The organism is Vibrio sp. S17_S38, assembly GCF_014694375.1.
GTDB lineage: Bacteria > Pseudomonadota > Gammaproteobacteria > Enterobacterales > Vibrionaceae > Vibrio.
The window spans coordinates 206992-221003 of sequence record NZ_JAAUWW010000002.1 but is presented as its reverse complement, the minus strand read 5'-3'; the positions used below and the strand labels follow the sequence as shown (position 1 = coordinate 221003).

Sequence of the window (14012 nt, the reverse complement as noted above, 5' to 3'; positions counted from 1 at the left end):
ACATTTCTGCTCGGGCTTTATCTATTTTTATCTTGGATCCAATTTACGTTTTAAATTAAACCACTTCTTTTAAATCAGACCAAAAGTAAAGTGCATACCGTAGAACACACCACGGCCAAATATTTCAGCAGTGATCATCGCAAACAATGCCAAAATGCTATAAAAACGCACTTTGTTGCTGGTTTGATGCGCCGAAATAGCCCATAAAATAGCCGCAATAAGCATGAATATGCACTGGATCATGATCATGCCTGAGTATTCATCAAGCACGGTAATACCTTGGTGAATTGAAGTTACGACACCGGAGAAATCAAGGATCCGAGCAATCATCACAATAAAGTGAATCGCTATCAGTAGTACACCAATGCCTGCCATCCTTTTATTGGATGTTACTGAACTGCCATTAAACGCATTTAGTAAAACATAACCAAATAGTAGACCTGCCGTGATCACAGTAAACGTAAACTCGATCGGTGTGAAAATGTTATCCCAAAGCGGCACGGTGTTGATCAAGTAAACCTTGATCATCGCGACCATGAAGATCACACCAGAAACTACGCCTAGATAGCGCAATGCGGTGCGAACGCCTTTGCCAACCACTGATTTACCGATCATGGCCAATACTTCGGTTAACCAATAAATCCCCGCGAACGCAAAGAATATTGAGCCGCTTAATATTTCATTGGAAAGACCTGATGCACCAACACGATTAAACGAGTTAAACGCACGCAATGGACTGCCGAGGTGAGCCGTTGATGCTGCAAAACCAATCGCCATAAAACCGAGTACAAAGAACAAACTTTTCACAGCTAAATCAGTCAGTTGTGATTCTTCTTTCACACACGTCATGCGAGTAGTGATCAGTAAATAGGCACCTACCGCGCACTGCGCAAGAACAGTGAAAATCACTAACGGAAATTCTAAAAAGTGCATTAGATCACCTCCTTCGGATTTTGTAAGAAGCCAGATGTATCACCTAATGGACGCGCATTTGGATTCAATTTCACAATAAGATTCGGACTGGTTAAGCGAGAATCCGGTAATGGTGCGCAATCGGCATTACTACCGTATTTCGCGCGAAGTTCATTAATGTCACCAAACTCAATCGCACGTAATGGACATGAATCCACACAAATTGGCATCAAACCTTCACCAACTCGCTCATAACACCCATCACATTTAGTCATGTGGCCTTTTTCTTCACTGTATTGTGGTGCGCCATACGGACAAGCCATATGACAATATTTACAACCAATACACACTTCTTCGTTTACCACAACCAAACCATCTTCATCACGCTTATGCATTGCGCCAGATGGACAAACCTTAGTACAAGCAGGGTTTGAGCAATGATTACACGCAATCGACAAGTAATAGGCATAAACATCTTGGCGATACACACCATTGTTCTCAGACCAGTTACCACCAACATATTCGTAAATACGGCGGAAGTTGCGCTTAACATCAAGATCTTTATTGTCTTTGCACGACAGTTGGCATGTTTTACAGCCAGTACATTTGCTTGAATCAATATAAAAACCGTACTGTTTTTTGACGTTCATAGATTGATTCGTGCTTGAGTTATTTTGTGCACTCATGCTTTAACTCCCATGCTTTTCAGCAGTGTAATTTCAACTAAGTTGGTGTGTGATGGATTCGCTTTCGCCAGTGGTGTGGGACGCGCTGTCGTCAATACATTGATTGAACCGTTCATGTCCACTTTGTCACGATTTGGCGCATACCAAGCACCTTCACCTAGTGCAGTCGTATGCGGGATAATACGAGGCGTTACTTTGGCGCACACTTGCAACTTACCGAACTCACTTTCCACTAAAACTAAATCACCATTTTTGATGCCACGTTGCTGCGCATCGATTGGATTGATCCAAATTTCTTGTGGCGCTGCCGCTTTCAATAACTCCACATTTCCGTAAGTGGAGTGAGCACGAGCTTTGTAGTGGAAACCTGTCATTTGTAATGGGAATTGCTGACGCTTTGGAGAATCCCAACCATCAAATGTTGGATGGTATTCAGCAATCGGCGTAATGTGCTCATCGTCATCTAGCTCCCAAGTTGCAGCAATTTTCGCTAGCTGCTCAGAATAGATTTCGATTTTACCCGATGGTGATGGCAATGGATTAGCAATCGGATCCTTACGGAAGTCTTCTAATTCGACATAAGGACGATCAAATTGTTTCTTATAGATCCCTTGTTTACGCATAGTGTCGTAATCAGGTAAATCAGGATCGTTGTTTTGTTTCACGGTTTGCGCGTACATCCACTGCAACCATTCTTCTTGGGTGCGGCCTTCAGTAAATTCTTTTTCCGTGCCCATACGTTTTGAAAGATCAGATAACATGTCGTAAATAGGACGACACTCAAAACGTGGTTTGATCGCTTGGCTGGCAAAAATAAAGTACGGCATTGAGCCTGCTGCGCCATCCATGCAGAAATCCGATTGCTCAGAAGTGGTACAGTCTGGCAATACGATGTCCGCATATTTAGCTGAAGATGTCATGTGATTATCAATCACCACAATCATTTCACAGGCTTTTTCATCTTGCAGTATTTTGTGAGTACGGTTGATATCAGAGTGCTGATTAATCAAACAGTTACCTGCATAGTTCCAAATGAATTTGATTGGATTTTGCAGGCGTTCAACGCCACGAATACCATCGGTAACGTCGGTCATTTCCTTGCCACGATAAATCGCATCAGTCCATAAGAACATTGGGATTGATGCTTTTACTGGGTTTGGCACTTTCGGGAAACGTTGGAACGGATAGCTATGGTCGCCTTCACGCATACCAGTGCCACCGCCTTGCAAGCCAACTTGGCCACGCAACAAGGACAACATACCAATTGCTTTACATGCTTGTTCACCGCTAGCAGAGCGCTGTAATCCCCAACCTTGAGTAATATAAATTCGGTTTGCGTTACCAATTTCACGGCCTAATTTAATGATATCCTCAGCTGGAATACCTGTGATTGGCGCGGCCCATTCAGGTGTTTTTGGCGTTTTATCATTGCCGTTACCTAAAATATAATCTTTGTAACTACCATTTTTAGGCGCAGAAGCTGGAAGCGTAGTGGCATCGTAGCCAACACAATATTTATTTAGGAAATCTTCATCTGCTTTGTTTTCTGTGATGATCACATGTGCAAGCGCAGCACATAACGCAGCATCGGTTCCGTGTTTAAGTGGCACCCATTGATCTTCACGTCCACCAGCTGTATCAGTGTAACGAGGATCAATAATAATGGTACGTGTGCGATGTTTTTGCTGACCCTCAACATAGTTATGCGTTTGGCCTCCACCCGACATACGAGTTTCGGCAGGGTTATTACCAAAGAAAATCGCTAAATCTGCGTTTTGAATATCATCCATGCTGTTGTTAGCCACCCAACCGCCATAGAAGAAATCAGTCATACATTCAATCGCTGCGGCAGAATAATCACCGTAGTGGTTTAGATAACCACCGGATAAGTTCATTAGTCGTGCCACCAGTGTTGCGCTTGGATCCCAACTTTTAGTCACAGTGCCACCAAGTGTGCCAGTGCCATAATTTAGGTAAACAGCATCATTGCCATATTCTTTAATGGTATGCTTTAGGCTATCAGCAATAGTATCTAAAGCTTCATCCCAGCTAATACGTTTGAATTTGCCTTCGCCACGTTTACCAACACGTTTCAGAGGATATTTAAGACGATCAGGGTTATAAACACGACGGCGCATAGAACGACCACGTAAGCATGCTCGAACTTGGTGAGAATGGTTAAATTCATCTAAGCCGGTATTGTCAGTTTCGACCCATTTTATTTCACCATCTACCACGTGCATACGTAACGGACAGCGGCTACCACAGTTGACGGTGCATGATGACCATACGATTTTTTCATCAGATTTAGCTGGCGTTTCTTTCGCAATGGCCTTCTTACTAAACGGTAGGGTTAAGCCTGTTGATGCGACTGCAAGCGCACCTAATGCTGAACTTCCTTTAACAAAGCTTCGGCGAGTTACCGAAAATGCATTATTAATATTTGTCTGTTTATTATTAACTGACACGACATGTCCTCTTTATACTTTCGAGTTATGCCGGGAATTATGAACCTAGCCCCTTAGGGGTACCTTGTTTTACATCAAAGTATGATCGATCTTTTACACGTATATTATGTGCCAGTAACTTGTTCGCTTGTACTTTAGCCACCCACAATACGAATAAGCGGTTTTAACGACGAATTTCAATAGAGATATATTATGACGCTTGCTACTTACAGCCATGTAGAGTCTGCCTTAATCAGTAAAACATTAGGTTCATTATTCTATTATCGTCCATGCGAATACTCACAATACGGCATTGATGAGATACTTAATACTCCATTGGATCCAGAAGATGCTTCACCGTTAATGCAGCAATTTATCTCGACATTAACGGCCTTTAAACAAGCCAATATTGATGATCTAACCACACTGCACGATCAACATTTTTCCGGCATTGCAGATATTCCAGCTCCACCTTGGGGCTCAGTGTATTTAGATCGTGAATGCGTATTATTCGGTGAATCTCATACCCAATATAAGCAGTTTTTAACCAAGGCTGGCTTTGAATTTGAAACCAAAAACAACGATCCACTCGATCATATTGGCTTAATGTTAATGGCGCTAAGTGCGTTATTGGATACCCAAGAAAATGACAACGCGATTGATTCAGCTGAACTGCAAGAAATGCTAAGCGTCCACCTACTTCCGTGGAGTCATTCTTACCTTAGTAATGTCAGTCTCGCACTTACCGAACCGAGTTATTCATCATTGGTAAAAACCACTCAAACGTTACTAGAGCAATACACTAAGGTTTTCTTGATCCCGGTAGAAAATAGAAAGATTTATATTCAAATCGACCAAGATAGAAATGAAACTCAGGAGTAATTGAGCATGTCGACAGCACCTAACTTAACTCGACGAGGTTTATTCGGTGGTCTTAGCTCTCATGTTAAGGCAATCAAAGCCGTTGAAGCCGTGCAACGAACGGTTCCTCGTCCACCAACCGCTGTCGACGAAGATATTTTCCAGAGATTGTGTAACCAATGTGGAGAGTGTGCCAAGGTGTGCCCACAATCAATTATTCATATGCAATCTGGATATCCGACTTTGGATGTGGATTATGCCCACTGCACGCTATGTGGTGAATGCAAAAGTGTGTGCCCAACTATTGCGCTCTCAGGTGCGCAGCAAGATACGGGCTTACGCGCTCAAGTGAATGACACTTGTATTAACCTTTATGGTTACTGCGATGCTTGCGAAACATCTTGCCCAACTCAAGCACTGCAATGGAACGATGGGCAAATTCCCCATATTAATTTAAGCAGTTGTCATGGTTGTGGCATCTGCAAATCTGACTGTTATCTTGGCGCCATACATTTGATTAATAAGTAAACATAAAGTAATAACTCGCGTCGAAAACCCAAAAACACAATATCGAATTGATGATGGTTTAACCACTAAGCGTCTTGTTCTATATCTTCGAAGACTGAATTACCTCCTCCTTTTTGCCTTGCAAGAAAAAACTGACAATTAACTATTTGTTAATGATTATCAAAGCGTATAATGATTGTGACTTTTCTATTTTCTGACTGGTTTGCACTAACCCTAAGAAATATTGCCCTGAGGTTCAACACAACGTATGCCACTCGCTTTAAAAAATGCTTATCGCCGATTTAAACAAGCTCCTCTTTTCTTGCGTATTGCGAGTTACTTATTATTAGCTTATGCCATCTACGCAATCATCCTCGGGTTAATTATTCCGGCAGTTGCTCAATCACAAGCACCCAAGCAGTTAAGTGTTTTATTGGGACGCGATGTACGAATTCAAAAAGTCAGTATCAACCCATTCTTACTACGCTTTCGCATTCAAGGCTTTGATATACTTGAAGCCGACACTCCAATGCAAGATGCAAAAACTCAGAAGCAAAAGAATAATCCATCCTTTGTCAGCTTTGACAGCTTGGATCTACAAATCGGTTTTTGGAAAAGCATTATTCATTTAGCACCAACCGTTGAACATCTGTATTTAATCAAACCACAAGTCACCGTGGCGCGGCTTAATAGCAACTCAGAATTTAACTTTACCGATATCATCGATACCTTGGCAAAAAATGCCACACCAGATCCAGATGAAAAAATAGCGGCACCAAACAAAACCCAAACCTTGCCTGCATTCTACGCTCGAGACATTAAACTTACACAAGGCCGCTTTGATTTTATCGATACACCAACCGGTGCACATTTACAGTATCAGGGCCTAAACTTACATCTTCCACAATTAGATTCTCAAGCGGTCACTCTTGTAAAACCCGACCAACCATCTAATTCAAAGTCTCCATTGTCGCTCAATAAAAAAGCCAACCACTTTGCACTAGAGATCATCGGAGTCGATAAAGGTTCACTGTCTTTAAAAGGGCAATTCCAATTCCAACCATTCGCTCTGCAAGGTGACCTTGTACTAGACAAAATCACCTTAGCGCGCTTTTGGCCGTTTGCCGAAAAAGAATTAAAAGCAAAACTTACTGATGGACAATTCGATTTATCGACTCAATTTGCGTTAAAAGATACTAATGACGCCTTTAATTTCACGACCGATAAAGGCCAATTTACTTTACGTAATCTCGAGTTCAGCGATAACAATGTACCTAAAATTAAGTTGCCGACATTAAAGGTAAATAACGTTGCACTTAATAGCCAAAACAAACACATTGATATCCAAAGCTTAGCATTAGATGGATTATGGTTAGATGCAGCGCTAACAAAGAATGGGCTTGATTTACAAAAGCTTTTCTCACCAATAGCACAACAAAAAAACCAAACATCTTCGGCCTCTAGTCAAACAACCACTAATCAGCCAACTACTAATCAAGCAGCAGTTAAACAAAAAGTAGCTAAACGCACGGTAGCTAAAGACACGACATCTAAGGCTGTAACAAACGCTTCTAGTAACAAATCAGATGACTCAAAAAATACACCTTGGCTTCTTCATTTACACCAATTTGATATGAAAAATACCGATATCAATATAAATGAAAAAATGGTGAGTAATGGTGTGCATTGGCGGATATATCCATTATCTATCACAACAAAAGATGTATTCAGTGATCTGAGTAAACCGATTGATTACAACGTTAATTTATCCGTCAATTCTTGGCTGAAAAAAGCGCCCGACAACACCCGTGGTTCATTCAACAGTCAAGGCAGCGTGGATTTAACGAAGGTTGACCGTCAAGGTGTTGTGGTTAAAGGAAAAGTAGCACTATCTCAATTAGATTTAACTCAGCTACAAACCTATTTGAACCCTTATCTAAACGTGCAGTTATTACGAGGAAAGTTAAGTACTCAAGGTAACTTTAATGCAGATACTAAAGGCGCAGCGTCTTATTCTGGTAGTGCACAAATTGCCAATTTACTCATACGTGATCGCTTGGAATACCAGCCACTGATCAAATGGTCCAATATGACCATCAATAATTTAAAGTTTGACCAAAAAACTCAGCGACTCAATATTGATACCATCAATTTTACTGCGCCTTATAGCAAAGTGTTAATTGATAAACAACGACATACTAATATCGGAAGTATTGTTAAGCCTCAACCTGCTAGCACCAATACAAGCAACAAAAAATCAGCGCCAAGCAAACCTTTAAAAGTCTATATTAAGCAGATTAAATTCACTCAAGGTTCCGCATTGTTTGCCGATTATTCGCTGCCAACCAGCTTTCAATCTGGCATTGAATCGATTAGCGGCAATATTCGCAATTTATCTTCAACGCCAGGTACCAAGGCGAGTGTAGACATCAAAGGGAAGATAAATAAATACGCGCCTGTTACTTTAAAAGGTCATGTAAACCCATTAATAAAACAACCTTATTTAGACTTGGATCTCATATTCAAAAGTGTCGAACTGACTTCGGTAAACCCATATTCAGGTACTTATGCCGGCTACTATATTGATAAAGGCCAACTATCGTTAGATCTCAAATATAAGCTTGAGAAAAATCAACTATTAGGTGATAACCATTTGGTTGTCGACCAACTTAAATTAGGTAAGAAAAGCGATTCTGATCTTGCCACTAGTCTGCCACTGACACTCGCGATTGCGCTGCTTCAAGATCGCCATGGCGTGATTGATTTAGGTTTGCAAGTCTCTGGTGATGTTAATAGCCCAGACTTTAGTGTTGGAAGTATCGTTTTACAGGCACTCACCAATATCATAACAAAAGCAGTCACCTCTCCTTTCTCTCTATTAGCTGGATTGGCAGGCAGTGATGAAGAGCTTAATCACATCCCGTTCGATGCAGGAAAATCACAACTTAATGAAGAAGCCATCTCTCGTTTAACAACATTAGGTAAGGCCCTGCAAGATAGACCTATGCTCAAACTAAGCGTTGTAGGGGCAGTATCTGCCGCGGATGATAGCCACGCTTTAGCAGAAGAAAAACTACAACAAAAATTACTGCAAGAGAGTGGACTAGATGAACTACCAAAGAACTCATCGGCCAGTAGCATTGCACAAAATGAAGACTTAGCTGACAGCCTAGAAGATCTGTATAGTGATCTCCCGAACAAAAATGTTGGGGATGAAGAAGACAAAGTAAAACTGCAAATTCAGCAAAGTACAGGCAAAGAAAAAGTCAATTCAACACAACTAAACACTGCTCTGCACATTAGCTTATATAACCAACTGGTTAATGAGGAAAATATCAGCCCTGATGAACTTGGTAGTCTCGCAGTCGAACGTTCTCGAACTATTAAAGCTTACTTAGTGGATGAGCAAAAAATCGACCCAGCGCGAGTGTTTATACTCGATAGTAAATCTCAACTAAAAACCGATAGCCAAGGTGCAGACCTTACTATTGATGCTCAATAATCTACCGAGGCACCTAATTTCTTGGTTTCTAGTTTCTAGTTAAAACAAGCGCCTAGATGCACCGATAAATAAAAAAGTCTCAACCTCTAAATTTTCAGAAGTTGAGACTTTTTTATGTCACATGTAACTTTTTTGAATTAAATAAAACTTAGCCGCAGTTTATATCAATAGCATTAATCATCTTTTAAAGTTAATGAAAAATCATCAATATAAACTTCAGTTTGCTCACTAATATCTGCGTTTTTATCCAATTGACTAGCATTAATAATATGCATCAACGCATAAATCTCAAGAGTCGTATTACTTCCTGAATTAAAATCTACGCTTGCTTGACGGAAGCCATCATCAGCATCACCGTGCTCACTATCTGAAAGATCTTTAATATGAATCTCTTTTGTTACCACAGTAGAACCAGATAATGATTGATCGCCAAGCGCCTTCGCACCAATTTCTAATTCGCTCGGTGAGGAATCACCTTTTTTATCCGCGTAATAAACCGATAATGTATATTCAGTATTCGGCTCTACATTCGTTAACACTTGGCTAATACCAGGCGTTGCGGTGAAATCATCACTTGCCTTAGTGAAGCGAATTCTAACCGATCCTTCATCGCCAAATGCAGTCTCGACAGAGCTATCTACCGCACCTAGACCTCTGTTGTCATCCGCATGCTTTAACCATGCATCACTTTTTCCATTATTAGCTCTAAATTGAGTAAATTGACCATCGCCAATTACACCCATTGCTGCAACTGATGATGTAGATTGTGAATTCGAATCATCGCTTGATGAACATCCAGCCAATAAACTTGCTATAACTAAACCTAGATAAATTTTCTTCATTATCCCTAACCTCTTAATTTAAGACTAATACTACACTTGGGCTTTTATTATATTAGCCTGTCTGCTGCGAACAAACAAAACCATCACGCAAGTGAATGATTAATATGAAAATAACACCTGTAACTATAATCTAACATGTCTTCTCAATTTATAATGCATGAGTTAAAAAATAATTTCCCTTTTATCTTAAAGAGTTAATTATAAGCACCCAATATGCCATTTTATAAAATTGTATTATGCTTTATGATGCTGCGCTTACATTATTTTTAGCTACTTTAATTTCACCATAAACTGAGTCTTTATGCCTAATACTGCTTCTACTATAAAAAAAAGACTCATAAAAAAAATACTGATAATTTTACTTATCCCACTTCCTATTGCTCTATTTTCTAGCTTTCATTTCGCTAATATTAGCTTACAAGGGCAATTGCGGTCACTTGCCCAATCTTATGTTCATCAAATGGAAGAGATCGTCAATGAACTCAGAGATGAAAATAAGCAGGCATTATATGATGCGAAAAACTGCGAACAGATACAAAAAAGTCTACTCTTTGAAACATTTTTACGTGAAATGCTCATTTCAGACGATGGTCATATTGTCTGTTCATCAAAGCGAGGCTATGAAGAATACTCCGCATTTTCTGCTTTATTACCCCGAAGCCACTTTCCACAGGGTGAATATTTATTTGATTTTTCTGATGGCGCAGAAAAAGTTCGTAGCCTTATTGTCGTTGATATCGACAAACACCATCCGCAACGTTCCGCAATATCAATCGTTGATCAACGCTACATAGATGTTCGTCTTGGATTTCAATCCGATGATAGAATTAGTCATACTCAGATGACCGTCAATAAGGTTAATTATCCCAAAGGAAGCAAGATTAACAATGCTCCGTTTGCAACCTCAGCGATATCGAAATACCTTGATATCCAAGTCACAATTACACCAAGTAATAAACTCAAGCATGATATTTTTATCCTCTATTATTTGAGTGCAATTCCCATTTGGCTACTTTTAGCCATATTGATTTACCTCATACAATATTGGTATTTTTCTCGTGGAACGTTAATTGAGGATCTCAAACGCGCAGTAAAACATCACGAGCTTCATTTAGTCTATCAACCCTTATTGAATTCTAGCGATAAAAAAATATCTGCGGTTGAAGCATTATTACGATGGGAAAATGCCAAGCATGGTAATGTTCCACCCGATATTTTCATCCCTCTTGCAGAGCAACATGGCTTTATTAATACCATTACAGATTTTGTTTTAGAGCAAGCCTTAAACGACTGGGAAGAAAATAGCAATCACAGCCCAATCCAGATTGGTATAAATGTTCCTCCATCTTACTTACTCGCATCTGATTGCATTGAAAAATTCTCTATATGGGTACAAAAATATCAAGAAAAAAATCTGTTACTTGGTATCGAGATTACAGAAAGACAATTGCTGAATGAAAAAGGCCGAACCATTTTAGATGATATTCGTCAGCTAGGAATCGAAGTATTTATTGACGATTTTGGTACTGGCCATACTTCCCTTTCTATTTTGCAAGATATCCAATTTGATTACCTAAAAATCGATCGGTGCTTTATTAATTCTATTGGTGTTCAGTCGGTGAATACGCCTGTTCTGAATAGCATTATTAATCTTGCTCACCAATTGAACGTCAAAATTGTGGCTGAAGGCGTAGAAACGAAAGAGCAAATGGATTATTTGATCGAGCACGATGTAGAATTACTTCAAGGTTATTACTTTTACAAACCGATGACTTTTAGCCAACTCAAATCAATCCTATTTGAGAAGTCTAAAAACTAAGCGTTTACATCCGTAAAGATAGTCGATAGATGGATCATTTATGGCCGCAGCATTAAGCGTTCCAACCAAGCATATAGCAGTATTTATACCACAAAATTGCTCCGCCTTGAGTCGAGGCGCGGTAGTGGAACCTTTTCGGTTAATCAACCAGTTATTAGAGCAAGAAAAGTATCAGCTCAATTTTATCACTGAGCAAAATAGCGCAGCCCTCACAAGCCTTCGTCCTTATCAATTTCTCATTATTTTGGCCGAACAAGCACCGCTACAACCTGTGTCATTTAAAATTAAAAATGCACTCAATCACTATCATCAAAATCTCACGCCAATACTCACGGCTCATGCTGGCGTTTACTGGCTACTCGACAGCGGCATCGGCTTTATTCACAACTCACAAGAGCGTAAAAATAGCTCATCTAATCATGAAAATAATAATACCTTGGTTGCCCATTGGTCTTTGCTTGATGATCTAAAAGATAAATATCCTCATATTCATTTCAGTGATCACCTATTCCAACGAAATGAATATATGACTAGCTGCGCCGGACAACTATCCCTACTCGATTGTCTACTCGACTATTTACAACAATTTGAGAGCGTCGAACTCATCCAGCAATTAGTCGAATTATTGTGCATGGAAAGGAGGCGCAATGGTGATGAAAAACAGCGTATACCACAGCCAATAACAGCGATAGATCGTAAGCTCACCAGCGCCATTGAGATCATGGAAAGCCATATTGAAGACCCACTTACTACCGATCATATTGCCGCGCAAATATATGTATCGCGTCGCCAGTTAGAGCGGCTATTTAAACGTCATCTTGATACCATGCCAGCACGTCATTACATGCAAATCCGTCTTAAGCACGCCAAATACTTACTGCAAACGACATCAACCTCGATTGTTCAAATAGGGCTTAAATGTGGTTTCTCAAGTGGCCCTCATTTCTCTTCTGCCTATAAAACATTTTATCAACTCACCCCAAGAGAAGAGCGATCCAAACTTCACCCCTCTCAGCCATAATTTTAACAACGTCTATCTAATTAAACGGATCAAGCGACCGCTCCCCCAAAAATCCCGACTTGCAATATAAAGCGACAACTCAGAGATGTTAATGATGCGTTAAATATGTAAATAGTTGTCGCGTATATGAACGTATTTTCATCACGAGTCGCGTAGCCTAAGCCTATTAATGAACTTAATGACAAGGCTATCATCATGACTCATAAACCGACTCGCAGCGATTTTGATAAATATTTACTCCCAACGTATTCACCTGCACCTTTTATTCCGGTGTCGGGGAAAGGATCGGTGATCATCGACCAAAATGGGAAAGACTACATCGACTTTGCTGGCGGTATTGCGGTCAATGTTTTAGGTCATGCTCATCCAAAACTCAAACGTGTATTGGCCGAACAAGCCGACGCGTTGTGGCATACCGGTAATGGTTATACCAATGAGCCTATTTTGAAACTGGCTCGTCAATTGGTTGAAAGTACCTTTGCCGATAAAGTCTTCTTTTGTAACTCAGGCGCAGAAGCCAATGAAGCGGCTTTAAAGCTTGCTAGAAAATACGCTCTTGATCATTTCGGTGAACATAAAAACGAAATTGTTGCTTTCAACAATGCCTTCCACGGCCGCACACTATTTACAGTAAGCGCAGGCGGACAGCCAAAATATTCTCAAGACTTTGCTCCTCTTCCTGGTGGGATCAACCATGTAGCCTATAACGATTTAGCAGCAGCAAAAGCTATCATTAATAAAAAAACATGCGCCGTGATTGTTGAACCAATTCAAGGTGAAGGTGGCGTTATCCCCGCCGATAAAGAATTCTTGCAAGGCCTACGAGATTTATGTGACCAACATGACGTCGCTTTAATTTTTGATGAAGTGCAAACCGGTATTGGCCGTACTGGCGCGCTTTATGCTTATATGCATTACAACGTGTGTCCCGATATTCTTTCAACAGCAAAAGCACTAGGCGGCGGCTTCCCGATTGGCGGCATTCTCACCACCGATAAATTTGCACCATCATTATGTGTAGGAACACACGGCACGACTTATGGTGGCAATCCTATTGCTGGCGCGATTGGTAACGCAGTATTAGAAGAAGTGAATCAACCAGAATTCTTACAAGCAGTACAAGACCGCCATGATCAATTTATCGCTCGATTAACTAAACTCAACCAAAAATTTGATCTGTTTAAGTCATTTCGTGGTGTTGGCTTATTAATTGGTTGTGAGCTTAACGATGCTCATAAAGGCAAAGCAAAAACCATCAGTAATATTGCAGCTGAACATGGGTTGATGATGTTAATTGCAGGACCTGATGTCGTGCGTTTTGCACCAGCGTTAAACATTACCCAACAAGAAGTTGAGATCGGTTTAACGCGCTTAGAAGCTGCTTTAGGGGTTTATTTAGCTCAGGAAGAATAAGC

General features: G+C 40.3%; 10 protein-coding genes. 6 read left to right on the top strand and 4 right to left on the bottom strand.

Going from position 1 to position 14012, the window contains the following annotated elements:
• Positions 1-69 precede the first annotated feature (69 nt).
• Genes HC725_RS02590 through HC725_RS02580 form a run of 3 tightly spaced genes read right to left on the bottom strand, consistent with a single transcriptional unit; the run spans position 70 to position 4066 of the window.
• A complete protein-coding gene (locus tag HC725_RS02590) occupies positions 70-933 on the bottom strand; it encodes a dimethyl sulfoxide reductase anchor subunit family protein (protein WP_190330202.1) in 864 nt (287 codons plus the stop codon).
• Positions 933-1562 (bottom strand): DMSO/selenate family reductase complex B subunit, encoded by a 630-nt coding sequence (locus HC725_RS02585; protein WP_190330300.1) that lies wholly within the window; start codon positions 1560-1562, stop codon positions 933-935. Before HC725_RS02585 ends, HC725_RS02590 begins: the two co-directional genes overlap by 1 nt.
• 32 nt (positions 1563-1594) lie before the next feature.
• A complete protein-coding gene (locus tag HC725_RS02580; protein ID WP_190330201.1) occupies positions 1595-4066 on the bottom strand; it encodes a DMSO/selenate family reductase complex A subunit in 2472 nt (823 codons plus the stop codon).
• A gap of 192 nt (positions 4067-4258) precedes the next feature.
• Here HC725_RS02580 and HC725_RS02575 point away from each other — a divergent pair, with 192 nt between their 5' ends.
• From HC725_RS02575 to HC725_RS02565, 3 genes are all read left to right on the top strand, one after another.
• Complete coding sequence (locus HC725_RS02575) at positions 4259-4927, top strand: molecular chaperone TorD family protein (protein ID WP_190330200.1); 669 nt, start codon at positions 4259-4261, stop codon at positions 4925-4927.
• A 6-nt stretch (positions 4928-4933) separates the two neighbouring features.
• Positions 4934-5434, top strand: coding sequence for a ferredoxin-type protein NapF (napF, locus tag HC725_RS02570; RefSeq protein ID WP_190330199.1), 501 nt, complete (start codon positions 4934-4936; stop codon positions 5432-5434).
• Positions 5435-5681: 247 nt separating this feature from the next.
• Positions 5682-8915 carry a DUF748 domain-containing protein gene (locus HC725_RS02565; RefSeq protein ID WP_190330198.1) on the top strand — a complete coding sequence of 1078 codons (3234 nt, stop codon included), beginning with the start codon at positions 5682-5684 and terminating at the stop codon, positions 8913-8915.
• A gap of 173 nt (positions 8916-9088) precedes the next feature.
• On the opposite strand, the gene HC725_RS02560 is transcribed toward HC725_RS02565, so the two are convergent.
• Positions 9089-9757, bottom strand: a complete 669-nt coding sequence (locus HC725_RS02560) for a hypothetical protein (RefSeq protein WP_190330197.1) — start codon at positions 9755-9757, stop codon at positions 9089-9091.
• Between the two features lie 301 nt (positions 9758-10058).
• Here HC725_RS02560 and HC725_RS02555 point away from each other — a divergent pair, with 301 nt between their 5' ends.
• The 3 genes from HC725_RS02555 (at position 10059) to HC725_RS02545 (ending at position 14010) form a co-directional block, all read left to right on the top strand.
• Positions 10059-11576 (top strand): EAL domain-containing protein, encoded by a 1518-nt coding sequence (locus HC725_RS02555; protein WP_190330196.1) that lies wholly within the window; start codon positions 10059-10061, stop codon positions 11574-11576.
• Positions 11577-11616: 40 nt separating this feature from the next.
• Complete coding sequence (locus HC725_RS02550) at positions 11617-12597, top strand: GlxA family transcriptional regulator (RefSeq protein ID WP_190330195.1); 981 nt, start codon at positions 11617-11619, stop codon at positions 12595-12597.
• A gap of 195 nt (positions 12598-12792) precedes the next feature.
• A complete protein-coding gene (locus HC725_RS02545; protein ID WP_190330194.1) occupies positions 12793-14010 on the top strand; it encodes a bifunctional succinylornithine transaminase/acetylornithine transaminase in 1218 nt (405 codons plus the stop codon).
• The last annotated feature ends 2 nt before the right edge of the window (positions 14011-14012 follow it).